This window comes from Fastidiosipila sp. (genome assembly GCA_012511175.1).
In the GTDB taxonomy this organism is placed as follows: domain Bacteria; phylum Bacillota; class Clostridia; order Saccharofermentanales; family DTU023; genus UBA4923.
Genome location: JAAZGO010000033.1, coordinates 18,600 through 43,391, shown reverse-complemented (window position 1 = coordinate 43,391; position 24,792 = coordinate 18,600). Strand labels below are relative to the sequence as shown.

Here is a 24,792-nt window from a genome sequence, read left to right as displayed (position 1 = left end):
GATGGTGGATTACAAGACAGGGATCATGGGCGAGCACGACAGCATTGAGGCTTTTCGCGCGCTCGGACTGACGGTCTGTGAGACAAGCGATGCCGATAGGGCAATTGAAACTCTCAAGCGCTGGGCAGATGAGTCCTATGCCGTGATCTTTGTGACAGAGGAACTGGCTGGGAGAATGGGGAGTCATCTTGATGACTGGCGACTTCGCTATTTGCCCGTCATTACGATTATTCCATCTGCCCGACGGCAGGTTGGGCTGGGCAGGCAGGAACTGAGGACGGCAGTCCGGAAAGCAACCGGAATCGACATGATCGGTCAGCACCGGCCAATTTCAGAAGACGAAACAGTTGCGTCGGGCGAGAGCAGATAAAGGGAGAGATTCCATGGATCGAAGAAGTCAGGGTGAAATCGTCAAGGTGTCCGGCCCTCTTGTCGTGGCCAAAGGCATGCGGGACGCCGACATGTTTGATGTCGTTGAGGTATCGGAAAAACGGCTGATCGGCGAAATCATCGAGATGCATGGTGATGAGGCATCCATCCAGGTTTACGAGGAAACGGCGGGGCTGGGCCCCGGGGAAAAGGTTTTATCCCGGGGGACACCCCTGTCGGTTGAGCTTGGGCCCGGCCTGATCGGCGAATTCTTTGACGGAATTCAACGCCCGCTCGACATCCTGGTTGACAGGGAGGGTGACCGGATCACCCGCGGCGCTTTCGCGCCGGCCCTGAACCGGGAAAGGGTCTGGGACTTCCAACCGGTTAAAAAAGAGGGTGACCGGGTGACTGGCGGCGATATCATCGGGACCGTGCCGGAGACCGAGCTGATGGAGCACCGCATCATGGTGCCGCCCGGCCGGTCGGGCCTTATCAGGGAAATCAGGGCCGGCCGTTTTAAGGTGACTGATGTGGTGGCCGTCCTGGAGGATGACCGGGGCCAGCTTGTTGATATAACTCTGATCCAGCGCTGGCCGGTCCGCATTGGCCGGCCCTACCGGGAGAAGATCGCGCCGGGCGAGCCCCTCATCACAGGGCAGCGCTCCATTGACACCTTCTTCCCCGTTGCCCAGGGAGGTACGGCCGCGGTGCCGGGCCCCTTCGGCAGCGGCAAGACCGTCATTCAGCACCAGCTGGCCAAGTGGGCCCAGGCCGATGTGGTCGTCTACATCGGCTGCGGCGAGCGAGGCAACGAGATGACAGACGTCCTCATGGAATTTCCTGAGCTTAAAGATCCCAAAACGGGCTATCCCCTGATGAAACGGACCATCCTGATTGCCAACACCTCTGACATGCCGGTGGCCGCGCGCGAAGCATCGATTTACACGGGGATTACCATCGCGGAGTATTTTCGCGACATGGGCTATTCCGTTTCGCTCATGGCCGACTCGACGTCACGCTGGGCGGAAGCTCTGCGCGAGATGTCGGGACGGCTGGAGGAGATGCCGGGCGAAGAGGGTTACCCGGCCTATCTGGGTTCCCGGCTGGCCAGCTTTTATGAGCGGGCGGGCATGGTCCATTGCCTTTGCGGTGAGGGTGAGGAACGGGTCGGCATCCTGACGGCCATCGGGGCCGTCTCGCCGCCGGGCGGCGACCTCTCCGATCCGGTTGCCCAGTCGACTCTTCGGATTGTTCAGGTCTTCTGGAGCCTTGACTCCGATCTGGCTTACAGACGGCACTTCCCGGCCATCAACTGGCTGACCAGTTACTCCCTTTACCAGCCCAAGATTGACAGCTGGATGAACGAAAAGATTGCGCCTGACTTCAGCCGTACCAGACTTGACGCCATGACTCTGTTACAGGAAGAGTCGGAACTGGAGGAGATCGTCCGCCTGATCGGCCAGGATGCGCTTTCCAATGCGGACCGGCTCAAGCTGGAATCGGCACGGTCTTTGAGGGAGGACTTTCTGCATCAGAATTCCTATGACGAGATCGATACCTATACCTCCATTGACAAGCAGCATAAGATGTTGTCGCTGGTCATGCTCTTTTACTATGAAGCGCAAAAGGCGCTGGCCCGCTCAGCTGACTTCGAGGCCATCATGAAACTGCCCATCCGGGCTGAGATCGCGCGCTTCAAATACATTCCGGAGCAGGAAGCCGGCCGCTGGTTCGATCTGAGAAAAGAACAGCTTCTGGCCGAGATGGGCGGGCTGACAGGCTGAGAAGGGAAGAGGCTTATGGCGAGAGAATACCGGACCATCGAAGAAGTAACGGGTCCCCTGATGATGGTCAGGGGCGTTGAGAACGTCAAGTATGACGAGCTGGGGGAGATCGAACTGGAAGACGGCAGGCTCCGTCACTGCCGGGTGCTGGAAATCGAGGGCACGGACGCCCTGGTCCAGCTTTTTGAAAGTTCCATCGGGCTCAACATCGAAAGGAGCACGGTCCGGTTTTTGGGACGCGGCCTTGAGCTGGGGGTGTCACCTGACCTGCTCGGCCGCATCTTCGACGGCATGGGCCAGCCCAAGGACGGCGGGCCGGACCTGATTCCTGAGTCCATGCGGGATATTAACGGAACGCCCATCAATCCCGCTGCCCGTGATTATCCCAATGAATTCATTCAGACCGGTGTTTCGGCTATTGACGGCCTGAATACCCTGGTCAGGGGGCAGAAACTGCCAATCTTTTCGGGTGCGGGCCTGCCTCACGCCCAGCTGGCCGCCCAGATCGCCAGACAGGCGGGTGTGCTCAACAGCCAGGAGGATTTCGCCGTTGTTTTTGCCGCCATGGGCATCACTTTCGAAGAGGCAGACTTCTTTATCAATGACTTCCGCCGCACCGGGGCCATCGACCGGGCTGTCATGTTCATCAATCTGGCGGACGATCCGGCCATCGAGCGGATCGCTACCCCCCGCATGGCGCTGACAGCCGCAGAATACCTGGCCTACGACCTTGACATGCATGTGCTGGTTCTCATGACCGATATCACCTATTATGCCGAGGCGTTGCGGGAAGTGTCGGCCGCAAGGAAGGAAGTACCGGGCCGCCGGGGTTACCCGGGCTACCTTTACACCGACCTGGCCAGCATCTATGAACGGGCCGGCCGCATCAAGGACCGTAAAGGATCCATCACCTTTGTGCCCATTTTGACCATGCCTGACGACGACAAGACCCATCCCATCCCCGACCTGACCGGCTACATCACCGAGGGCCAGGTTATCCTGTCGCGGGACCTGCACCGCCGGGGCATCCAGCCGCCCATTGACGTGCTGCCCTCTCTTTCCAGGCTCAAGGACAAGGGGATCGGTGCGGGCAAGACCCGGGCCGATCACGCTGACACCATGAACCAGCTTTTCGCCGCCTATTCGCGCGGGAAAGACGCCCGTGACCTCCAGATCATCCTGGGGGAGGAGGCTTTGAGTGAACTGGATTTGGTTTACGCCGGCTTTTCTGTCGCTTTCGAAGAGGAGTACGTCTCGCAGGGTTTTGAAGCCAACCGCACCATTGAGGAAACGCTGGAGATCGGTTGGAAGCTCCTGCGCATGCTGCCGGCCGAAGAACTGAAGCGGGTTCACCAGGAATACATTGACCAATATTACAGGAACGGGCAGGAGGTTGGCAGCTGATGGCCCTGATGCGAGTCAATCCCAACCGCATGGAGCTGCTTCGCCTGAAAGCGCAGCTCCGCATCGCACGCCGCGGGCACAAACTGCTGAAAGACAAGCGTGACGAACTGATGCGGCAGTTTCTGGTCCTGGTGCTGGAAGTCGATGCCCTGAGACGCAAAACAGAAACAATCATTGAAAGAGCGCACCGGGAGATGATGCTGGCCCGGGCGGTTAACGGTCCGCAGGTCGTCGATGGGGCTCTGATGGCAGATACCGCCCCACTTTGCGTGACTGTCGGCCGGGAAAATACCATGAGCGTGCGGACCCCGCTTATCCGCTATCCTCATGATCCGGAAGGGGAAAAACGCCCAATCGAGCTTCCCTATGGCCTGGCCTCTGTGACAGGGGAGCTGGACGTGGCGATTGATTCCTACCGCCAGTCCCTGCCTCTTATGATGAAGCTTGCCGGTCTGGAACACAAAGTTCACCTCATGGCGGCGGAAATCGAGCGGACCCGGCGCCGGGTCAACTCGCTGGAATACGTCATGATTCCTTCCCTGGAGGAAACCATCCGCACCATTACCATGAAAATGGACGAGAACGAACGCGGCAACCTGACCCGCCTGATGAAAGTCAAGGACATGATCGTCGAGCAGGAGATCAAAAAACGCCAGGACCAGGCGGAAGAGCGCCGCCGTCAAAGAATCTGATCTGTCCGGCTTGAAGAGCGGCGGCCATATTGTTGTTCAGTTACAGATTGGTGACAGTTGCCGGCAAGTCCGTTAATCTCCATTATTTTTCACGTTTTTTTTCGATTTTCCTTGAGCATACCGTGACGGCAAGTGTATAATCACAACGTGTGGCGATTTTTTGTCTGAGGGGGGAAATTGACAAAAGTCGCATTGCCCATGATCCCCCTCCTGTCACGGCAAACCGACCGGAGGATATGATGGCTGATCAAAACGGAGTCAATGTTTACTCTGAAATCGGAAAGTTGCGGCGTGTAATCGTACACCGGCCCGGGCCGGAACTGGATAATCTGACGCCGCCAACCATGAGCAGGTTTCTCTTTGAGGATATACCGGACCATGTATCAGCCGGGAAAGAGCACGACCGGTTCGTCGAGATTTTGAGGCAGGCCGGCACGGAAGTGCACTATTCCCACGATATTGTTGCGGACGTACTGGCAGATCCTGAGCACCGCCGCGACGTTATTCAAGAATTCCTGAAGGAAGCTCACGTCTTTTTGCCGTCGATGCCCCGCCTCTTCGATTATCTTTTCCATATGGAAGATTTAAGAGAACTGTCTTGCATCATGGCAGCAGGCTTGAGGAGCGAGGATTATCACAATGGGAACGGGACGCTCGCCCCCATTGTCAGGCGGCGGACACTGATCTTTGAGCCCATGCCAAATCTGTATTTTACACGGGATCCCATGTCGGTGATCGGCCACGGCGTTTCAAACAACTGCATGTGGGTGGAAAACAGACGGCGGGAGTCCCTGCTGCCCTACTTCGTTGTCAAGTATCATCCCCTCTTCAAGGATGTCCCCCTATATTTCAACCGCGATGAAAACGCGACACTGGAGGGCGGCGATATCATGATCCTGTCGAGGGAAGTCCTAGCTGTCGGCGCCTCACAGCGTACGGAGATAGCCGCCATCAAAACTCTGGCGCAACGTGTCCTCACGGCAGGCGACAGTTTCCGCCGTTTGCTGATTGTCAGCATTCCCGAGCGCCGGGCCTTCATGCATCTTGACACCGTCTTCGCCATGGCGGACCGGGATATTTTCACCATTCATCCTGAGATTGAGGGAGCCGTCGAAGTCTACGGCATTACGGTCAATGCACAAGGTCAACTGATAACCGAGAATCTCGGCGGCAATTTGAAATCGATCTTGAAAACCTGCCTGGGCTTGAGTGAAGTGGAGCTGATCCGCTGCGGCGGCAGCAGCCTGATTGACGCCCAGCGTGAGCAGTGGAATGATGGGGTCAATGTGCTTGCCATCGCCCCCGGTGAGGTGATCGCCTATGACCGGAACCGGATCACCAACCGCCTCTTGCGTGAAGCGGGGGTCAAGGTTCATGAAATCCAGGCCTCTGAATTATCCCGCGGCCGCGGCGGGCCGCGCTGCATGACCCAGCCCCTCTGGCGGGACGACATCGACTGAGCCGGCAGCCTGCAGTTCTTTTCTGCCAAACCTGCATGTTCCGCTTTCTTTTGCGATCAGGGTCCTCTTGTAATGCCAATAAATTATCGGCCTGAATACTACAAACCGTCTCCGAATTTTGCTACAATCATCACAGAGGCAGCCCGCCGAATTGAGAGGATTTTTATTCTTTTCGACAAGTTGGGCTGGGATCGGAAAAGTTGCTATAACGAAATTCCAGGGAGGAAAAAATGAAAAAAGTATTATTGTTGTTGTTGGCAACCATTCTCTGCCTCAGCCTTGTGGCCGCTTGTGCCAAGGACGGCGGGGAAGAGGGAAATGTTGCAGGGTCCAAGATCAAAATTGGCTGGATCGGATCCTTGACCGGTGACCAGTCCGTTTTCGGAATCTGTGAAAGTGACACCATCAAGATGCTGGTGGATGAGGTCAACGCTGCTGGCGGCATCGCCGGCAAGCAACTTGAATTCATTCCCTATGACACCAAGGGCACTCCGGAGGAGGCGGTGAACGCGGTCAACCGCCTGGTCACCAGCGACAAGGTTCAGGTGATCCTGGGACCCAATTCGTCCGGGCTGGCCATCCCTATCGCTTCGGTGCTGGAAAAAGGCAAGGTGGCCGACATCGCGACCGTGGCAACCAACGAGAAAGTGACTTTTGACGCCGGAAAAGTCAAGCCCTATAACTTCCGTGTTTGCTTCATCGATCCCTATCAGGGCGCTGTAGCCGCAAGTTTCGCTTACCAGGAGGCGGGTTTCAAAACTGCTGCCATTCTCTCTGATATCTCCGACGAGTATTCCCAGGGCCTGGCCGAGTACTTCAAAAAGACCTTCGAGAGTCTGGGCGGCCAGGTCGTGGCGGAGGAAGCCTTCAAGACGGGCGACGTCGACTTCCGCGCCCAGCTGACCAAGATCAAGGAAAAAGCTCCTGATGTGATTTTCCTGCCCTATTTCTACAAGGAAGTGTCACTGACGGCCAAGCAGGCGGATGAGATTGGAATCAAGGCGATTTTCATGGGCGGTGACGGCTGGACCTCCGACCAGCTCATGGAGATGGGCGGCCCTTACCTGCAAGGAAGCTTCATCGTCAACCATGTTGACTTCGACGATCCGGATGTCCAGGGCTTTAAGGCGCAGTTTGCCGCGGCCTACCCGGGCAAGCCCATGCAGCTCAACGCCTACATGGGGCACGATGCCTTTGTGACAGCCAAAGCTGCCATTGAAAAAGTCGCAGAAGAGAACAAGGGGAAGATCAGCTCCGAAGCCATTGCCAAGGCACTGGAAGGTATCAAGGTGGAAGGGATCACGGGCACCATCCATATTTCTCCCGATGATCACAACCCCATCGGCAAGGAGGCGGCCATCATCACCATCGAGGGCGACCAGTACAAATTCGTCAAAAAATTCGCAGCCGATTTGGGCTAGCGGAAGAATTCGACCCGGACACACGCGCTGTGCCCTTAGCGCCCGAACTGGTGTGTTAAGACAATTCAGACTGAGGGGAGGGGCTCCAGCCCCTCCCTTTAATCAGGGGGACGTGATATGAGTCAATTTCTGCAACAGCTGATCAACGGCCTGTCGATCGGAAGCATCTACGCTTTGATGGCGGTCGGCTATTCGCTTGTATACAGCATCATGAACTTCAGCAACTTCGCGCATGGGGGCGTCATCATGTTGTCCTCCTATATCGGTTACTACGCGAATACCTTGCTCAATGTCTCTTTCGCCGGCGCCATTATCATCGCGACCCTGGCGGCGACTTTGATCGCCAGCGTCATTGAGCGGCTAGCCTACCGGCCCTTGAGAAAACGCACAGCGCCAACTCTCTACTTCATCATCTCGGCCATGGGCATGTCGATCCTGCTGGAAAACCTGGTGATCGCCACCATCGGGCCGCAGTTCAAGACCTATCCCATGATTTTCGAAAAAACCACCTTCCAGCTGGGCAGCCTGAGCATCAGCAAGATGGACGTTCTTATGCTGGCGATTTCATCTCTCGCTCTGATTGGACTGGTGCTATTCCTTAACAAAACACGCGCAGGAATGGCGGTGCGGGCCGCCACCTACAACGCCCGCGCCAGCCAGCTCATGGGCGTGAATGTTGACCGCATCATCATGACGGTCTTTGCCCTGGGCGGTGCTTTGGCCGGCATTGCAGGAGTTTTCTTCGGCATTAAGTACACGGTCTATGCCCAGGCGGGAATCATTACCAACAAGGCCTTTATCGCCGCTGTTTTCGGGGGGCTGGGCAGCCTTCCAGGCGCCATCGTTGGGTCCATCCTGCTGGGGGTTATTGAAACCTTCGTAGCAGCCGTCAGGTCTCAGCTTCGCGACCTGATCGCTTTTGTCATCCTGATCGGTGTTCTGGTCGTCAAACCCACCGGGATTATGGGCAAGCACACTGAAGACAAGGCGTAAGGAGGCGGCCATGGATTACATTTTGCAAGTATTGACCCTGGCCGGCATCAACCTGATGGTGGTACTCGGCCTTGGCCTGCTGACCGGATTCACCGGCCTGTTTTCTTTCGGGCATGCCGGGTTTATGTGTGTCGGTGCCTATACATCCGCCATTCTGACGGTCACTTATAAGATCCCCTTTCTTGTCGCCCTGCCAATCGCCGGTTTGGCGGCGGGGCTGGTCAGCCTCTTGCTTGGCCGGCTGACCCTGAAGCTGAAGGGGGATTATTTTCTGATTGCCACCCTGGGTTTTGGCGAGTCGGTCCGTTTGATCTTTGACAACATTGAACCGCTCGGAGGTGCCCGCGGTTTTTCGGCTATTGAGAAAAATTCGACTTTCCTGACTGTCTGGATCATCTGCATCATCGCCATCTTTTTCATGACCCGCCTGATCAACTCCAGATATGGCCGGAATTTCAAGGCCGTCCGCGAGGAGGAGCTGGCCTCCTCCACCATCGGAGTCGACGTCTTTCGAACCAAGCTGCTCTCGCTTTTCATCAGCGCGGTTTATGCCGGCATTGGCGGCTCGCTTTACGCCCACTACATGACCTTCATCAAGCCCATCAATTTCCAGCTTCTCAAGTCCACGGAACTGACCATCATGACCATCATCGGAGGCCTGGGTTCCATCACAGGATCGGTGATCGGCGCAATTCTGCTGACCCTGCTGCCGGAATTTCTCCGCTTCATTTTCAACTGGCGGATGGTGATTTACGGTGCGGCCGTTGTTATCCTGATTATTCTGCGCCCCAAAGGCATCGCCGGAGGCAGGGAATTGATTGAGTTTTTCTTTGTCGCACCTGTCATCCGCTTCATCAAGGGCAAGTTCAGGCGAAAAGATGCCGGGGAAGGAGGTCAAGCATGAGCAAGGTACTGGAAATCAGGAATCTTACCAAGAAATTTGGCGGCCTGACCGCGGTGGATGATCTCTCCTTTGGTATCGAAGAGAAGGAAATTTACGGCCTGATCGGGCCCAACGGCGCGGGGAAAACGACCGTCTTCAATCTGGTCACAGCCATCATTACCCCGACAGCCGGAGAAATCATTTTTTATGGCGAAAGTCTGGTCGGCAAGGGTTCCTTCCAGATTGCCAGAGCAGGAATCACACGCACTTTTCAGAATATCCGCCTTTTCAAGGAGATGACCGTCTATGAAAATGTACTGACCGCCTGCCATCTGAACACCGATTACAAGATCCATGACAGCCTGATTCACACCCCCCGTTTCAGGCGGGGGGAGAAGCAGATCAGGGAGGAGGCCAGGCTGCTCCTGGAGCGAATGGGCCTTTACAACCGCAAAGATGAGATCGCCATGAATCTTCCCTACGGCGATCAGCGGCGTCTTGAAATTGCCCGGGCGGTAGCCCTGCATCCCAGGCTGCTGCTCCTTGATGAGCCAGCTGCCGGCATGAATCCTGACGAGACCATGAGCCTGGTCGAAACCATCCGCGGCATCCGCGATGATTTCGATCTGACCGTGCTCCTGATTGAGCACCACATGGATCTGGTCATGAATATCTGCGAGCGGATCATGGTCATCAACTTTGGCAAGGAAATCGCCGAAGGGTCGGCGGAGGAAATCCAGAAAAACCCCGAAGTCATTGAGGCCTATCTGGGAAAGAAGGAGGGACGGGAAGATGCCACTGCTTGAAGTCAAGGATCTCCAGGTTTTCTACGGCGGTATCCATGCCCTGCGGGGTGTCAACATCAAGGTCAACGAAGGCGAAATTGTCACCATCATAGGATCCAACGGAGCGGGAAAGTCGACCCTGCTCAATGCCTTGAGCGGTGTCGTCCCCTACGCGGACGGCAGCATCAAATACCAGGGGGAGGATCTGCCGAGGCAGCCCGACAAAATTGTCAAATTGGGCCTGTCTCAAGTGCCGGAGGGGCGGCTGGTTTTCGCCAATCTCACGGTTCGTGAAAACCTGATGATGGGCGCCTATCAGAGGCGGGACAAGCAAAAGATCAAAGAGGATATGGAAACGGTCTTTCAGCTTTTTCCGCGTCTGGAGGAGCGGATCGGCCAGCTGGCCGGAACCCTGTCCGGGGGTGAACAACAGATGCTGGCCATGGGACGCGGTCTCATGAGTGATCCGCACCTGGTCATGCTGGATGAGCCCTCGCTTGGCCTGGCCCCTCTCCTGGTTGAGACCATTTTTAAGATCATTGACGACATTCACGATTTGGGCAAGACCATCCTCCTGGTCGAACAAAACGCTTATAAAGCCCTGGAGGTGGCAGACTACGCCTACGTTCTCGAACAAGGCGTCATCGTGCAAGAGGATGAAGCGGCCAAGATCGCCGCCGATCCGCAGATCCAGGACGCTTACCTGGGCGTTGCCAAGGCTTGAACCAGCATTGACGGGCGCCCAAATTGTGTTATCGATCGTTATGGGCTAGTCTTATGGCGGCATTTACTAAGAAAAGGAGATGACTCATGGCCATTAGTTTAAAAGGCAGACATTTTCTCACTCTCAAGGACTTTTCATCTGATGAAATCCGATGGCTTCTCGACCTGGCATCCGAGCTCAAAACAAAAAAAAGACTCGGACTTCCAGGTGATCTGCTGAAAGGAAAAAATATCGTTCTCCTCTTTGAAAAGACCTCAACACGGACCCGCTGCGCTTTTGAGGTGGCCGCCATGGATGAAGGGGCGGGGGTAACCTTTCTGGGGGCGGCCGATTCGCAGATGAACAAAAAAGAATCGGTGGAGGATACGGCCAAGGTGCTGGGGCGTTTCTACGACGGCATTGAATTCCGGGGTTTTGCTCAGGAAACAGTTGAAGAGCTGGCCGCCCACGCCGGTGTGCCGGTCTGGAACGGCCTGACAGACCTTTACCACCCGACCCAGATCCTGGCTGATATGATGACCATCCGTGAGTTCGTACCCAAACCGCTTAACCGGGTTAAACTGGTTTACGCCGGTGACGCCCGAAACAACATGGGAAACTCGCTCATGATCGGCAGCGCCAAGCTGGGCCTGGATTTTGCTGCCTTTGCGCCGCGCGAGCTGTGGCCGGAAGAAAAGCTGGTGGAAGAGATGAAAGAGGTGGCGCGGGAGACAGGCGGAAGCATCACCTGTTCGGACAAGCTTGAGATTGTCAGGGGAGCTGACGTGCTCTATACCGATGTCTGGGTATCCATGGGCGAAGAAGCCATGTTCGAGGAGCGGATCCGCCAGCTTCGGGACTACCAGGTCAACATGGAAATGGTTGAGATGACGGGCAACCCGGATGTCATCTTCCTTCACTGCCTGCCGGCTTTCCACGACCTTCACACCAGTATCGGCCGGCAAATTCATGAAGAATACGGCCTGACCGCCATGGAATGTTCGGATGAGGTTTTCCGCAGCAAGCACTCGCGGGTATTTGACCAGGCAGAGAATAGATTGCACTCGATTAAGGCGATCATGGTCGCCACGATCGGTCGCTGATAAATACACGGCAAATGCCGAATAAGTAACTACGGAGGCAATTTTGTGAAAAAACGTATCGTCGTCGCCCTGGGCGGTAACGCCCTTGGCAATACAGCACAGGAACAGCGAGCATTAGTCAGGCAGACCGCCGTCCCCATCGCGGACTTGATCGAAGAGGGACATGAACTGGTGCTGGCCCACGGCAACGGGCCTCAGGTTGGCATGATTAACCTGGCCTTTGACAGCGGTGTAGTGCCGCCCATGCCTTTCCCGGAATGTGGCGCCATGAGCCAGGGTTACATTGGCTATCATCTGCAAAACGCGCTCCGCGAGGAGCTGCTTTCGCGCGGACTGGATCTGCCGGTCGCAACCGTGGTGACCCAGGTGGTAGTGGACAAAAATGACCCTGCTTTTCAAAATCCGACCAAACCAATCGGGTCTTTCTACAGCAGGGAGGAAGCCGAAAAAATCGCGGTGGAAACCGGCTTTGTCATGAAAGAAGACGCCGGCCGCGGCTATCGCCGGGTCGTCGCCTCGCCCAAACCGGTCGCGGTCATCGAGGACCGGACGGTCAATGCCCTGATCCGTGAAGGCCAGGTAGTCATCACGGTGGGCGGCGGGGGGATTCCCGTGGTTCGTGAAGGGAATCATCTGGAAGGTGTGGCGGCTGTAATCGATAAGGACTTCGCCTCGGAAATACTGGCGGAGATTGTCGATGCCGACTACCTGATCATCCTGACAGCCGTCGAAAAGGTAGCTTTGAATTACGAAAAGTCCGATGAAAAGTGGCTGGACCGGGTCACGGTTGAAGAAATGGAAGGCTACATGAAAGAGGGCCACTTCGCGCCCGGATCCATGCTGCCAAAAGTTGAGGCCAGTATGGCTTTTGCCAAATCCGGCAAGGGCCGGACCGCCCTGATCACCTCACTGGAACGGGCCCGCGACGGCATCGCAGGTAAAACAGGAACACATATCAGTTTGCAATAGAGGACTCAGCGTCAGCAGGCATCAGATGCCAGGAGGGAGGAGGGTAGCGTATGCGGGATATCAGAGTCGCCTTATGGGGCTTCGGCGCCATGGGCAGCGGCATCGGAAAGATGATCGCCTCAAAGAAGGGGCTTGTCATCTCCGGTGTATGCGACCGGTGGGACAAGCTCATCGGCCAGGAAGTATATTCGTATCTGGGTATTGAGCGGGGGAACCGCCCGCCTGTCATCATCACGGAAGACATCACGGAGATTGTCCGCAAAGATCTTTGCGATATCGTCATCCTGGCGACAGACTCCTTTGTCGCCGCCCAGTATGACAAGATCATGTTCTGCCTGGAGCAGGGCGTCCACATTATCTCAACGGCTGAAGAGATGGCCTGGCCCTGGGCTCAGAATAAGGAAATGTCCGACAAGATCGATGCCCTGGCCAGGCAGCGCAAGGTTGCCGTGCTCGGAACAGGGATCAATCCCGGTTTTGTTCTTGACTACCTGATTCTGGCCACCAGCGGAACCTGCGAACACGTTGAATCGATCGAAGCGGCCCGGATCAATGATCTGGCCCCCTTCGGCAAGGCGGTCATGGAGGAGCAGGGAGTCGGCATCTCGGTGGAGGAGTTCGAGCGCCGCATCGCGGAAGACAGCCTGGCCGGTCACGTAGGGTTTCCTGAATCCATGGAGATGATCGCCGCCGGCATGGGGGTGGAGCTTGTCGACATCGAACAGACACGGGAGCCCATTATCACCAATGTTGACCGAAAATCGGCTTATGGGGAGGCCAAAAAGGGCCATCTGGCGGGAATCCGCCAGCAAAGCTACGGGCGGACGGCGGACGGCAAGGTTTTTATCCATCTGGATCACCCCCAGCAGATCTGTCCCGAGGACGAAGGCGTCAGCACCGGCGACTACATCACCATCCACGCGGATGGCTACGATATGAACCTGTCCATTGTTCCCGAGACGCCTGGCGGAATCGGAACCATCGCCATGGTGGTCAACATGATCCCCCATGTGCTGTCTGCCAAACCCGGTCTCCGTTCCATGCTCGACCTGCCGGTCCCCCGGGCCATCCTGGGCAGCTACGCGGAACAGGTGGACCGTGACCGCAAGACCCATTTCAAACAGGGCGACTATGCGGTGATCCAGGAGGTCGTCCTTCCTGTCGGTCAGCGGGCTCCCCAGGTACCCGAAGACACGGCCAAAACGCCCTTGATCGCCTTCACCAAAGGCTGGATCCAGGAAGACGAGGCCAGAGCAGGAGAGCGTGTCCACGTGAAAACCATGAGCGGCCGCACGGTGGAAGGCACCCTGACCAGCCGTGATCTTGCACCTTCGCATGATTACGGCGATTATGTGCCCGAATTGCTGGTGGTGCACCGGCAAGTCCGGAACATCTTGTTTGGAGGTGACGCCGAATGAAAGAGATGACTTATGAAGCCGTCATGGCCAGACAAAATGAAATTATGGGCAAGGCCCTGGGAATTGATTACAGTGTCTACGAAGGCGAGGGGATCGCCTTTGACTATGAAGCCATGATGAGGGATGTGGGAATCACCCTCGAGGAAGTGGCTGAGATTCAAAAAGACATGGGTGTCGGCAATACGCCGCTCATGGACATGAAAAACATCACGGCCCTGGCAAGGAAACTGGCCAAGCCAGGCTATGGCGCCCGGATCCTGGTCAAGGATGAAGCTGCCAACCCCTCAGGCTCCTTCAAGGCGCGGAGGGCAGCGCTCTCGGTCTGGGACGCCAAACGCAAGGGCTATGAGGGCGTCATTGCCGCGACATCCGGCAACTATGGCGCTGCGGTTGCCAGCATGGCCGCCCGTCTGGGCCTGAAATGCATTGTCATCCAGGAATGCTACGACAGCGACATCAAGGGGCAGCCGGAGATCCTGGAAAAACAGCGCAAATGCGAAGCTTTGGGAGCCGAGGTCATTCAGATGACTGTGGGGCCGGAGCTTTTCTACTACGCGCTCAGCCTGCTTGAAGAAACAGGTTTTTACAATGCCTCGCTCTATTCCCCTTCGGCGATCGCGGGAATTGAGACCCTGGGACTTGAGATTGCCCGGCAGTGCCGGGAGGACTATGACCTGATCCCCGACATTGTGATTGCGACGCATGCGGGAGGCGGCAACCTGACCGGAACGGCCCGGGGCCTGATCAAGGCGGGTTTGAAGGATACCGGGGTTTACGCAGCCAGCGTCGACCTCTCCGGCCTGTCCATGGCGTCTGTCCGCGATTTCAACCGCAAATCCTTTACAACAGGGCATACAGGCTTTGGCATCCCCTTTGCCAGCCTGCCCGACCGCTCGGATGTTCCGCGCAATGCCGCCCGGGCTCTCCGTTACATCGACCGCTACCTGCTGGTCAAACAGGGAGAGGTTTTCTATACGACGGAGATGCTGGCCTCGCTTGAGGGGATCGAACGGGGTCCCGCCGGGAACACTTCACTGGCGGCGGCTTTTGCGCTTTCGCGTGAGCTGCCTGAGTCACAGACCATTGTTGTTCAGGAGACAGAGTACACAGGGGCGGGCAAGCATCCCATGCCCCAATTGACCTTCGCAAGGCAAAATGGAATCGATATCTACTTTGGTGACCCGGAAGAGGAAGTTGCCGGAAAATCCATCGTGCTTCCGGCCCACCCCTCCATGATCCGCGTCCGTGACTATGACATGGGGCGTCTCAGGCGGTCGGCCCTCCGCCGGATGGCCGAAGGCCGTGACAGCTGGTCAGAGGAAGAATTGGCCTACATGGCTGCGGAGATCAGGCTCGGCACGGAAGAAACCCGGGCTCTGCTTCGTGAGCTTTAGGCAAAAAGAGTGATGGGAGGGATGAGAGTGACCGATCAAGGATTTGAAGAAAGGCGAAAGCATTTGGCGGACCTGTCCGATCAAGCGCTTTATGACTATTTTTGGGAACTGGCCGGCAAAATAGTCGATCCGCTGATCGAGGCGGGAAGAATCTACACAACGCCGGCCATTGAACGCAGTGTCCTTCTCCGTATGGGCTTTTCAAGCCTGGAGGCTCAAGCCATCGTCAGCGGTGTCATCGAGCACCGCTTGCTGCCGCACGGCGCCGGCCATGTGGTTTGGAAATTGTCGGAAAAACTCGGCTTGGAAATCCGGGATACCGGCCTGGCACTGGCGGAGGGCAGACACTGGAAAGAAGCGGAAGCTCTTTTCGGGGAGGTGGTGTCATGAAGGACAAGGAGAAAAAAAGCGGCCTTGTTCCGGCGCGTGAAACCAAAATTCCGCTCCAGCCGGAGGAAAGGCTGGATATCCGGAAAATCCTGGAGGGTCTGGAGGATTATCACTCACCCAGGCGGCCCTGGCATTGGCGCGAAGAGCGCGATGAACCGAGAGTGGTCGGCGATTTCACCTACTATGAAGTGTCCAAGCCGGTTGAACGGTCAGTGCCCCTGCCGGGAAGCCGGGGTTTCGGCTACATCGATCCCCAGCCTGACTGCGTCATTACCACAGAAATTGCGTCCGGCCGCTTTGAGGATGATGTCCGCCGCATGCGGATGGCTGCCTGGCACGGTGCCGATCATATCATGGTCATCCGGACCACCGGCCAGTCACACATCGATTCGCTGATCGAGGGGACCACTCAGGGAATCGGCGGCATTCCCATCACCCGCAAACAGTGCCGGGCGACCAGGCGGGCCCTCGATCTGATTGAGGATGAGGTGGGCAGGCCCATCAACTACCACTCCTATGTGTCAGGGGTGGCGGGGCCCGACATCGCCGTCATGTTCGTCGAGGAGGGCGTATCCGGGGTCCATCAGGACCCGCAGTACAATGTGCTTTACCGCAACATCAACATGATCAGGAGCTTTGTCGACGCCTGCGAGAGCAAGGCCATCATCGCCTACGGCGGCCAGCTGCAGATCGACGGTGCCCACAACGCCAACGCGACCGCCATGGAAGCCTGGAAGGTGATGCCGGAACTCATGGTCCAGCATGCCATCAACACGGCCTTTTCGGTCCGCTGCGGAATCAAGCCCGAGAACATCGCCCTGTCCAGCGTGCCGCCGACGGCGCCGCCTGCCCCCTGCATGCGCCTGGATCTGCCCTACGCCGTTGCCCTGCGCGATTTCTTTCCCGACTACAAGATCCGCGCCCAGCAAAACACCAAATACATGGAGTCGGAAACGCGCGAGGCGACCGTGACCCATACGCTCAATATGGTCATCTCCCGGCTGACTTCTGCCGATGTCCAGTCGACCATCACGCCCGACGAGGGCCGGAATGTTCCCTGGCACTACTTCAATATCAACGCGGTCAATACGGCCCGCCAGAGCTTGAATGGCCTGGACGGCATCCGGCAGATGGTGGACATCAACCGCGACGGCCCCCTGGGCGAACGGGTGAGGGAGCTGAAGGAGCGGGCCATCCTCTTCATGGAGGAGATCCTGGAGACGGGAGGCTACTACAGCGCGGTTGAAGGCGGCTTCTTTGTCGACAGCGCGGAATACCCCGACCGGAAGGGTGACGGTATCGCGCGTGAGCTGGATGGGGGCATCGGTAACGATACCCTCTACCGGCGGGCCGATGACTACTTTGCCCCCGTGTCCGTCCACTTCGGCAACAACCACATCCCGCCCCAATTCAAATCGGCCAGCCAAGCCATTGGCGGCGACACCTTTGAAGATCCGTCCAAGATTCAATTCATCGATGAGCTGGACGACTATGACAACGTCAATGTGCGAATTGCGGAAAAGCAGAAGTATTACGACAACACCAATCTGATCCGGCCGGAGGTCGAATTCATGGCGGACGGAACCCTGGTGCTGACCATGCTGCTTCCCTGTGACAAGAGACACGCGGAGGCTGCCGCCATCGCCATCGGCGAAAAGCTGGCGCTCTCGGAATGTGAGGTCATCCACAGCCAGGTCATGCACCCGGCCGAGGGCACCTACATTGAGATGAAGGGCAAGGTCGGCTTTGATATTGACCTGGCCCAGCTGGTCCTGCCGGAGGAAGTTGAAACCCTTTCCGAGGCAGAGATAAGGGAAGAGGTCCATGAGAGACCCATGACAGTGGTCGCGGCCACCGTGGGCGAGGACGAGCATTCTGTCGGCATGAAGGAAATTCTGGACATCAAGCACGGAGGCATCGAAGGGTTCGGGATCAAGTACCATTACATGGGTACCTCCTGTCCGGTCGACAAGCTGGTTGATGCGGCCATTGAAACGAAAGCCGATGCCATCCTGATCTCGACCATTATTTCTCACAATAATGTTCACTATGAGAACATGAGAAAACTGGCCGACACTTGCATTGAAAAAGGAGTCCGCGACCAGCTGATCCTGGTTGCGGGAGGCACACAGGTTGTCAACGAAACAGCCGTTGAATCCGGCATGGACGCGGGATTTGGCCGCGGAGCTCACGGCATTGATGTCGCAAGTTTCCTGGTCAAGCGGCGCCGCGAACTGCGGGAGGAAGCATGACCAATGAAAGTTGATCTGCTTGTCGCTGAGATTGGCAGTACAACGACCATTGTCAACGCTTTTACAGGCATCAAGGAAGGTCGCCCCCGTTTCCTGGGACAGGCAGCGGCGGCGACCTCCATTCCCCAGGGCGACGTAACCCGGGGACTCGAAGAAGCCAGGTTGCGTCTTGCCCGTCTCCTGAACCAGGAAAACCTTGAGGCCCGTGAGGTCTTTGCGACCAGTTCCGCCGCAGGCGGACTTTCCATGACCGTACACGGCCTGGTGCCCGAAATGACGGTTCGTGCCGCCCGGGAGGCGGCGCTTGGTTCGGGCGCCGTTCTCCGCATGGTTTCATCCGGCAAGCTCCGCCTTTACGACATTGAACGGGTCCGGGCCGCCGAGCCCCGCATCATCATGGTGGCGGGCGGAACGGATGGCGGGGAACGCGAGACTGCCCTTTTTAATTTCGAGAAACTTTCGGAGGCCATGCCGGCGACTCCTTTTTTATATGCGGGCAACAGCGACAATGATGAAGAGATCCGCTCCATGGCAAAAAGCCGCGGGCTCAAGCTTTATGTGACGGAGAATGTCTATCCCTCACTTGACAATCTCAACATCGAGCCGGCCCGTTATGTCATTCAGGAGATATTTGAGGAGCATATTATCGAGGCTCCCGGAATGTCCCGGATTCACCAGGCGGTGACCGGCCCCATCATGCCGACGCCGGGCGCCGTCATGGCCATGGCTGAGAAGATCTACCCTGTGCTGGGTGATCTGGTCGCGCTCGATGTAGGTGGTGCCACCACTGACGTTCATTCAGTGACGGAGGGGAATGAGGCCCTGCTTGACTTTCGGGTCAACCCGGAACCGTTTGCCAAACGGACGGTTGAAGGTGATCTGGGTGTTTTCGTCAACCGGGATCATGTCATCCAGGCCATGACGCCGGATGAACGCGAATCCCTGCCCGACAGCTACAGGGAGCGCTTGCGGGCTGTCCCTGAAATACCGCAAGGGCCGGAAGAAGAAGCCCTGATCTTTCCCCTGGTCCGGACCTGCTGCCGTGAGGCACTCGACCGGCACGCCGGCCGCATGATCGAGCTTTTTACCGCCCGGGGCAGGCGGACAGTCGTTCGCGGGCGTGACCTGACGGCTGTTCAGACACTGATCGCTACAGGCGGCGCGCTTACCCGGCTTTCCGGTGTAGTCCCCATGGTCAAGGAATTGCTGAAAGTGGCGGGCAGCGAACGGCTTTACCCGCCCACCCAGGTGCGTGTTATGATAGACAAAGACTATCTGATGGCGTCTTGCGGCGTCATTGCCCGAACCTACCCTGACGCTGCTGTCCAGCTCTTAATGGATTCACTCACGAAATGATGACAGGAGGTTAAGATGGCATTACCTGAACTGCTGATCGATCGTTCCAAATTGAAACACAACATAGGCACCCTGCTCAGGATGGCCGCAGCCCGGGATATTCAGATTCACTTCATTACCAAGTGTCTTTGTGCCTGGCGGCCCGTCGTCGAGGCCATGGCGGAGGCCGGGGCTGAGTACTTTGGGGACTCCCGCATCGAGAATCTGGCGGGCATCCAGGATCTGGGGCTTTCCCGCATGCTGGTCAGGATTCCCATGATCTCCCAGGCCATGGACACCGTGCGCTATGCCGATTTGAGCCTTAACTCGGACCTCAGCGTCATCGAGTCGCTGTCGGACGCAGCTCTGGCACTTGACTGCCAGCACGGCGTCATCCTCATGGTTGAACTGGGCGATCTTCGGGAAGGCTTCATGCCGGAGGAAGTGCTTGAAGTCGCATCCCGCGTCCTTAACCTGCGCGGTGTCTGGCTGGCGGGAATCGGCGCCAACTTCAACTGTTATGGCGGCGTTATCCCTGAAGAGGGGCAATTGGAAGAGCTGGTTGCCATGGCGGAGGCCATCCGCGAGCGATTTGCCATCCCTCTCCCTATCGTGTCAGGAGGAAATTCCGGCTCGCTTTATTTGCTGAAGGAAGACCGGATGCCTGAAGGCATCACACATCTTCGCATCGGGGAAGGATTCCTGACGGGTGTAGAGACCTCCTACAGGCGCCCGATCGGCGATATGTTCGAAGATGTTTTTACCCTACGCGCAGAAATCGTCGAGCTCAGGCGGAAACCCTCCGTGCCGACCGGCAAAATCGGGCCAAACGCCTTCAACGAGATCCCCGTCTTTGAAGACCGGGGCAACCTGCGGCGCGCCATTCTGGCCATCGGCGAACAGGATACACGATGTGACACCCTCGCCTCCAAAGAAGCCAATATTGGCCTGCTCGGTTCGTCAAGTGATCACATGATTCTGGACCTTTCCCTGGCTCTGCGTGACTTCAAGGTCGGTGATGTGCTGGAGTTTTCTCCCGACTACGCGGCACTGCTTCGCGCCATGACCTCACCTTATGTCACCAAGAGACTGATCTGACGGAAGCTGTGAAATGCCATGAAGTGTACGCAGGACAAAGACCCCTGGTATACGAAAAAAACCTGGGCGGAGATATCCGGCAAGGCGCTTGTCAATAACCTGGAGGTCGTCCGCCGGCATCTCTCAGGCTCCAGAGTGGATCTTGCTCCGGTTGTCAAGGGTAATGCTTACGGTCACTGTGCCGATATTGTCGTACCTCTTTTGGAAGATGCAGGTATCTGCCATCTTTTCGTAGCCACCCTGGATGAAGCCATCGCCCTGCGCCAGTCGGGAAGCCGGTCGTCCATCTTAATCTTTGGCGCAACCAAAAGTGAACACATTCCCTATCTGAAACGTTACCGTTTAACCCAGACCATTGTGACAGAGGAGGAAGTGGCTGCCTTTGCCCGCCAGTCCGAAAAAACGGGGGGGCTGCCGCTGATGGTCAATATCAAACTGGACACGGGCATGACCCGCCTCGGCCTGCCGACAGATGAGGGACAGAGGGACAACACGGTTGAAGTCATGCTGGCGGCCGCGAAACAGCCTTCACTCAGGGTGACCGGCGTTTATTCCCACCTGGCGACGGCCGATTGCGACCGGGACTACGCTGATCTTCAGCGGATCCGCTTTGCAAGAACCGTGGATCTGGCTGAAAAACGCGGTTTTCCCCGGGTGACCAGGCATCTGGCAGCCAGCTCGGCCATCGCGCTCGGTCCTGACTTTCATTTCGACCTGGTCCGCCCCGGCATTGTCCTCTATGGCGGCAGGGCAGGGCCGTCCAAAGATGCATGGCAGGGGCTCCGACCCGTCATGACCGTTAAAAGTGTGATCGAACAGATCAGGCGGGTTGATGCCGGCACGCCCGTCAGTTACGGGGGAACATGGATCGCTCCGGTTGACTCGGTCCTGGCCGTTGTCAACATGGGCTACGGTGACGGCCTGCCCCGTCTGCTTTCCAACCGGGGATCCTTCTACCATCGGGGCCGTGAGGTCCCCATCCGGGGGAGGGTTTGCATGGACCGCTGCATGGTCGATGTCACCGGGCTTGATCAGGTCAGGGCAGGTGATGAGGTGACCTGGTTTGGCGATGACGGCTGGATTCGCAAGGACGCAAGTGACATCGCCGATCTTTACGGCACCATCGATTATGAACTTTTCTGCGGCATCAATGAGCGCGTTCCGCGAATTCGTGTCGACTGACTTCATTCTCCGGGAAAAGACTTGATCAAACAACAGACGAACGACCGGGAGGGGGGCCGGTCGTTGTCCTATGCAAGAAGCAGAAACGATATTTATAATTATTGTTGGTAAGAAGAATGATATCACCCGTATCAGGCCTTGTCAAGCAAATTTATGCAATAACATGCAGTATTTCTTTGTATTCATGCATAATAACCTGCTGACAGGATTCCCGGTGTTTGTGTTATCCTTACATAACAAAAAGGAGGGGAGAGGCATGGCGGCTGAGAGGCATGAGGCAATTCTGGAGGAGCTCTACAAGGTCGTAATCGAGCGGGCCGAGAATCCTGTGTCGGGATCCTACACCAACTACCTGCTCGATAAGGGGCTGGACAAAATTTTAAACAAGTTGGGCGTCCAGGCCATCGAGGTCGCAATTGCGGCTAAAAATGGCCGGAAAAGCGACATTGTTTACGAAAGCGCTGATCTGGTCTACCACCTGATTGTTCTCCTTGCCGCGTCGGGAATTCCCCTTGAGGACCTGATCGCAGAGCTTCGGGAACGGCGGAATTATTCCGAGCAGAAGAGCGGTTAGGAGGCCCGGCTGTAGTAGGCGCGCAGCGAGTTGACCACCGTCAGAAGCATGATCCCGGTGTCGGCGAAGACAGCTCCCCACAAGGGCGTGATGCCCAAAGCTCCCAAAGCCAGGAGTACTGCTTTAACCAGAAGGATGGCGGCGACGTTCTCGTAAACCCTCCCTTTGGTTTTGCGGGCGATGGAGACGGCGTCGGGAATCCGTCCCGGCTCATCGGTCATGATGACGAGGTCGGCGGCTTCCACAGCTGCGTCAGAGCCCAGTCCTCCTATGGCAATTCCCACGTCCGCCCGGCGGAGAACCGGTGCATCATTGATGCCGTCACCGACGAAAGCGGTGTGCCCCCTGGTCAGCAACTGCAGGTTTTCGAGTTCCTTGATTTTGTCTTCAGGCAGGAGCCCGGACAAAACCAGATCGGCGCCGATGGCCCTGCCGGCCTCGGCAGCCGCGTCTTCACGGTCTCCGGAAAGGACAGCAATCGATGTCGTTCCCTGCTCCCTCAGCCGCTTGACCGCCTGAACCGTACCCTGCCTCAGGGTGTCGGAGGCAAAAAGAGTCCCTAGCCAGCGTCCTCCCCTGGCGATATGAACAGCGGAAGCGGCACGGCTCCGGCCGGCTTCAAGGCCTGTCTCCACTCCATACCTTTTCATTAAGCGGCTGTTGCCTGCAAGAACCAGTTGATCACCCAGGCGGGCGGCGATCCCGTGCCCGGCAAACTCTTCAAGGTCATGGAGCGGCTCCGGAGGAAAAACCAGGCTGCTTTCATCTTTTTGTTCCTGACAAAACCTTCTAATCGCATCGGCCACGGGATGCGTCGAGTGCTGCTCAAGCGCTGCTGCCAGAGCCATCAATTCCTGTTCTGACACGCCGGGGGCCGTCACCAGGTCTGTAACCTGAAAACTGCCGTCGGTCAAGGTTCCCGTTTTGTCGAAGACGACTGTATCCAGGGAGGTCAGGGCTTCCAGGTACTGGCTGCCGCGGATATAAATCCCCCGGCGCGAGGCGTTGCCGATCCCGGCAATGTAGGCGAGCGGGACGGAGATGACCAGGGAGCAGGGGCAGGAAATAACCAGAAAACTCAAGGCGCGGTAAAGCCAGACCTTAATGTCAAGGCCTAAGGCCAGGGGAGGGAAAAAGGCGATGCCCATGGCAAGAAAAACCACGACAGGGGTATAAATACGGGCAAACCGCTCCGTGAACAGCTCAACGCGTGTCTTCTTATGGCCGGCCTCTTCGGCCAGCTGCATGATGCGCATGACGGCAGAGTCATTTTCGTCGCGCAAAACGGTCAAAGTCAAGAGCGAGGCTCCATTAACGGCACCTGCCAGCACCTCATTCCCCGCCTCCAGTACAAGGGGCCTGGATTCCCCTGTGAGTGCAGAATAATCGACGGATCCGCCCTTTTCTTCCAGCCTTCCGTCGAGCGGTATCCGTTCGCCTGGGTAAACGAGAATCCGGTCACCCGGCCTGATATCGGAAGGGTTCCGGTCATGGATACCGTCATCCCTGACCAGGTGGGCAGTCACCGGCCGGATCCGGTTGAGGGCGTCAATGGAGCGCCGGGTCCGGTCTACAGCTCTGCGTTCAAGTTCTTCGCCAGTCAGGTAAAGCAGCATGACGGCGAAGCCTTCAGCATATTCGCCGATAAAAAAGGCACCGATGGTGGCGGCTGTCATTAGAAAATGTTCGGAAAAGACACGACCCTTCCAAATTCCTGCCAGAGCCTTGATGAAGACGCCAGTGCCAACAATCAGGTAGCCCGAGAGAAAGAGCAGGAAAGAAGGTGCCGGCCGGGCCCGCAGAAGAAGGCCGGCCAGGAAAAAACCGATTCCTGCGGCAATGCGAAAGCCGGGCGCAGCCAGCCGCCTGAGCAGGGGGTATCCTTCCAGGAAATGCTCCAGGCTGAATGCCTCATCGGCTTGGCAATGGCCGCAGGAAGGGCCGCCTCCCAAGCTGCATGCAGGTGTCGAACAGGTTGATTCTTGATCTTTCATTAATGGCTTCCTTCTTTATCTTCCTCCAGATGCTCATGGCCGACATCCAGAATTTTCTTGACATGCTGGTCGAGGAGCGAATAGTAAACCACCCTCCCTTGCCGGCGGTTTTTTACCAGGCGCGCGCTCTTCAGGATCCGCAGCTGATGGGAGACCGCCGACTGTGACATGGAGAGGATGGCCGCCAAATCACAGACGCACAGCTCCGAATGACGGAGTGCCTGCAGGATCCGGATCCGGGTAAAATCACCGAAAACCTTGAAGAGTTCAGCCAGTTCCGACAAGTTTTCTGTTTCAGGCATCAGGTCCAGAACATGCCTGACGGATTCCTCATGGATCATGGGGAAGTCGCAGCAAAAATTGTCTTGATCCGCTTTGCCGTCCATCTGAGCACCCTCCCGACCATACAATTCGATATATGAGCAATCATTCATATATATTTTAGCGCAAATTGAAAAAATAGCAAGCACAGGTGACTGCGTGACGCGGCAGTTTTTCCGGTTGCCTTTCCCCCTGTTCGGGACGGGAAAAGCATTTGCACAAGTGCTGAAATGATGTTAAGATACCAGTTGCGCCTTCGGGTATC

22 protein-coding genes are annotated in these 24,792 nt (G+C 56.9%); 20 read left to right on the top strand and 2 right to left on the bottom strand.

All coding sequences use genetic code 11. From position 1 onward, the window contains the following. The first annotated feature begins 4 nt into the window (after positions 1 to 4). From GX839_07245 to hisE, 20 genes are all read left to right on the top strand, one after another. A complete protein-coding gene (locus GX839_07245) occupies positions 5 to 370 on the top strand; it encodes a V-type ATP synthase subunit F (protein NLB05249.1) in 366 nt (121 codons plus the stop codon). 13 nt (positions 371 to 383) lie between these two features. Next, a complete protein-coding gene (locus GX839_07240; protein NLB05248.1) occupies positions 384 to 2,156 on the top strand; it encodes a V-type ATP synthase subunit A in 1,773 nt (590 codons plus the stop codon). 15 nt (positions 2,157 to 2,171) lie between these two features. Next, positions 2,172 to 3,560, top strand: coding sequence for a V-type ATP synthase subunit B (locus tag GX839_07235; GenBank protein NLB05247.1), 1,389 nt, complete (start codon positions 2,172 to 2,174; stop codon positions 3,558 to 3,560). Continuing rightward, positions 3,560 to 4,252, top strand: coding sequence for a V-type ATP synthase subunit D (locus GX839_07230; protein ID NLB05246.1), 693 nt, complete (start codon positions 3,560 to 3,562; stop codon positions 4,250 to 4,252). Before GX839_07235 ends, GX839_07230 begins: the two co-directional genes overlap by 1 nt. Before the next feature lie 239 nt (positions 4,253 to 4,491). Then, a complete protein-coding gene (locus GX839_07225) occupies positions 4,492 to 5,712 on the top strand; it encodes an arginine deiminase (protein NLB05245.1) in 1,221 nt (406 codons plus the stop codon). 230 nt (positions 5,713 to 5,942) lie between these two features. Further along, positions 5,943 to 7,133, top strand: coding sequence for an ABC transporter substrate-binding protein (locus GX839_07220; GenBank protein ID NLB05244.1), 1,191 nt, complete (start codon positions 5,943 to 5,945; stop codon positions 7,131 to 7,133). 117 nt (positions 7,134 to 7,250) lie between these two features. After that, on the top strand, positions 7,251 to 8,126 hold the full coding sequence (locus GX839_07215; GenBank protein ID NLB05243.1) for a branched-chain amino acid ABC transporter permease: 876 nt from the start codon (positions 7,251 to 7,253) through the stop codon (positions 8,124 to 8,126). Between the two features lie 10 nt (positions 8,127 to 8,136). After that, entirely contained in the window at positions 8,137 to 9,030 is an 894-nt protein-coding gene (locus GX839_07210; GenBank protein ID NLB05242.1) for a branched-chain amino acid ABC transporter permease, read from the top strand. Next, the gene (locus GX839_07205) at positions 9,027 to 9,815 is read left to right on the top strand and encodes an ABC transporter ATP-binding protein (protein NLB05241.1); all 789 of its coding nucleotides are present in this window, start codon (positions 9,027 to 9,029) and stop codon (positions 9,813 to 9,815) included. Before GX839_07210 ends, GX839_07205 begins: the two co-directional genes overlap by 4 nt. Then, complete coding sequence (locus GX839_07200; protein NLB05240.1) at positions 9,802 to 10,518, top strand: ABC transporter ATP-binding protein; 717 nt, start codon at positions 9,802 to 9,804, stop codon at positions 10,516 to 10,518. Before GX839_07205 ends, GX839_07200 begins: the two co-directional genes overlap by 14 nt. Before the next feature lie 86 nt (positions 10,519 to 10,604). Continuing rightward, the gene (argF, locus tag GX839_07195) at positions 10,605 to 11,600 is read left to right on the top strand and encodes an ornithine carbamoyltransferase (GenBank protein NLB05239.1); all 996 of its coding nucleotides are present in this window, start codon (positions 10,605 to 10,607) and stop codon (positions 11,598 to 11,600) included. Between the two features lie 45 nt (positions 11,601 to 11,645). Continuing rightward, positions 11,646 to 12,569 carry a carbamate kinase gene (arcC, locus tag GX839_07190; GenBank protein NLB05238.1) on the top strand — a complete coding sequence of 308 codons (924 nt, stop codon included), beginning with the start codon at positions 11,646 to 11,648 and terminating at the stop codon, positions 12,567 to 12,569. Between the two features lie 50 nt (positions 12,570 to 12,619). After that, positions 12,620 to 13,987 (top strand): NADP-binding protein, encoded by a 1,368-nt coding sequence (locus tag GX839_07185; GenBank protein NLB05237.1) that lies wholly within the window; start codon positions 12,620 to 12,622, stop codon positions 13,985 to 13,987. Beyond that, positions 13,984 to 15,381: a PLP-dependent lyase/thiolase gene (locus GX839_07180; GenBank protein NLB05236.1), complete on the top strand. Its 1,398-nt coding sequence runs from the start codon at positions 13,984 to 13,986 to the stop codon at positions 15,379 to 15,381. Before GX839_07185 ends, GX839_07180 begins: the two co-directional genes overlap by 4 nt. A 21-nt stretch (positions 15,382 to 15,402) precedes the next feature. Continuing rightward, positions 15,403 to 15,771: an ornithine aminomutase gene (locus GX839_07175; protein NLB05235.1), complete on the top strand. Its 369-nt coding sequence runs from the start codon at positions 15,403 to 15,405 to the stop codon at positions 15,769 to 15,771. Positions 15,772 to 15,818: 47 nt separating this feature from the next. Then, positions 15,819 to 18,023 carry a LuxR family transcriptional regulator gene (locus GX839_07170; GenBank protein NLB05234.1) on the top strand — a complete coding sequence of 735 codons (2,205 nt, stop codon included), beginning with the start codon at positions 15,819 to 15,821 and terminating at the stop codon, positions 18,021 to 18,023. Between the two features lie 3 nt (positions 18,024 to 18,026). Further along, positions 18,027 to 19,379 carry a DNA mismatch repair protein MutL gene (locus GX839_07165; protein NLB05233.1) on the top strand — a complete coding sequence of 451 codons (1,353 nt, stop codon included), beginning with the start codon at positions 18,027 to 18,029 and terminating at the stop codon, positions 19,377 to 19,379. 15 nt (positions 19,380 to 19,394) lie between these two features. Continuing rightward, entirely contained in the window at positions 19,395 to 20,456 is a 1,062-nt protein-coding gene (locus GX839_07160; GenBank protein ID NLB05232.1) for an alanine/ornithine racemase family PLP-dependent enzyme, read from the top strand. 18 nt (positions 20,457 to 20,474) lie between these two features. After that, entirely contained in the window at positions 20,475 to 21,638 is a 1,164-nt protein-coding gene (gene alr, locus GX839_07155) for an alanine racemase (GenBank protein ID NLB05231.1), read from the top strand. Positions 21,639 to 21,894: 256 nt separating this feature from the next. Then, positions 21,895 to 22,212 (top strand): phosphoribosyl-ATP diphosphatase, encoded by a 318-nt coding sequence (hisE, locus tag GX839_07150; GenBank protein ID NLB05230.1) that lies wholly within the window; start codon positions 21,895 to 21,897, stop codon positions 22,210 to 22,212. On the opposite strand, the gene GX839_07145 is transcribed toward hisE, so the two are convergent. Further along, on the bottom strand, positions 22,209 to 24,206 hold the full coding sequence (locus tag GX839_07145; protein ID NLB05229.1) for a heavy metal translocating P-type ATPase: 1,998 nt from the start codon (positions 24,204 to 24,206) through the stop codon (positions 22,209 to 22,211). The two genes, hisE and GX839_07145, sit on opposite strands and share 4 nt — an antisense overlap. Next, the gene (locus GX839_07140) at positions 24,206 to 24,592 is read right to left on the bottom strand and encodes a helix-turn-helix transcriptional regulator (GenBank protein NLB05228.1); all 387 of its coding nucleotides are present in this window, start codon (positions 24,590 to 24,592) and stop codon (positions 24,206 to 24,208) included. The genes GX839_07145 and GX839_07140 overlap by 1 nt, the downstream gene beginning before the upstream one ends. Between the last annotated feature and the right edge of the window lie 200 nt (positions 24,593 to 24,792).

Bases quoted from the DNA above. Each gene is read 5' to 3' on its own strand.
- GX839_07240 (NLB05248.1), top strand. From the start codon at position 384: ATGGATCGAAGAAGTCAGGGTGAAATCGTCAAGGTGTCCGGCCCTCTT.
- GX839_07235 (NLB05247.1), top strand. From the start codon at position 2,172: ATGGCGAGAGAATACCGGACCATCGAAGAAGTAACGGGTCCCCTGATG.
- GX839_07230 (NLB05246.1), top strand. From the start codon at position 3,560: ATGGCCCTGATGCGAGTCAATCCCAACCGCATGGAGCTGCTTCGCCTG.
- GX839_07225 (NLB05245.1), top strand. From the start codon at position 4,492: ATGGCTGATCAAAACGGAGTCAATGTTTACTCTGAAATCGGAAAGTTG.
- GX839_07220 (NLB05244.1), top strand. From the start codon at position 5,943: ATGAAAAAAGTATTATTGTTGTTGTTGGCAACCATTCTCTGCCTCAGC.
- GX839_07215 (NLB05243.1), top strand. From the start codon at position 7,251: ATGAGTCAATTTCTGCAACAGCTGATCAACGGCCTGTCGATCGGAAGC.
- GX839_07210 (NLB05242.1), top strand. From the start codon at position 8,137: ATGGATTACATTTTGCAAGTATTGACCCTGGCCGGCATCAACCTGATG.
- GX839_07205 (NLB05241.1), top strand. From the start codon at position 9,027: ATGAGCAAGGTACTGGAAATCAGGAATCTTACCAAGAAATTTGGCGGC.
- GX839_07200 (NLB05240.1), top strand. From the start codon at position 9,802: ATGCCACTGCTTGAAGTCAAGGATCTCCAGGTTTTCTACGGCGGTATC.
- argF (NLB05239.1), top strand. From the start codon at position 10,605: ATGGCCATTAGTTTAAAAGGCAGACATTTTCTCACTCTCAAGGACTTT.
- GX839_07185 (NLB05237.1), top strand. From the start codon at position 12,620: ATGCGGGATATCAGAGTCGCCTTATGGGGCTTCGGCGCCATGGGCAGC.
- GX839_07180 (NLB05236.1), top strand. From the start codon at position 13,984: ATGAAAGAGATGACTTATGAAGCCGTCATGGCCAGACAAAATGAAATT.
- GX839_07175 (NLB05235.1), top strand. From the start codon at position 15,403: ATGAGAGTGACCGATCAAGGATTTGAAGAAAGGCGAAAGCATTTGGCG.
- GX839_07165 (NLB05233.1), top strand. From the start codon at position 18,027: ATGAAAGTTGATCTGCTTGTCGCTGAGATTGGCAGTACAACGACCATT.
- GX839_07160 (NLB05232.1), top strand. From the start codon at position 19,395: ATGGCATTACCTGAACTGCTGATCGATCGTTCCAAATTGAAACACAAC.
- alr (NLB05231.1), top strand. From the start codon at position 20,475: ATGAAGTGTACGCAGGACAAAGACCCCTGGTATACGAAAAAAACCTGG.
- hisE (NLB05230.1), top strand. From the start codon at position 21,895: ATGGCGGCTGAGAGGCATGAGGCAATTCTGGAGGAGCTCTACAAGGTC.
- GX839_07145 (NLB05229.1), bottom strand. From the start codon at position 24,206: ATGAAAGATCAAGAATCAACCTGTTCGACACCTGCATGCAGCTTGGGA.
- GX839_07140 (NLB05228.1), bottom strand. From the start codon at position 24,592: ATGGACGGCAAAGCGGATCAAGACAATTTTTGCTGCGACTTCCCCATG.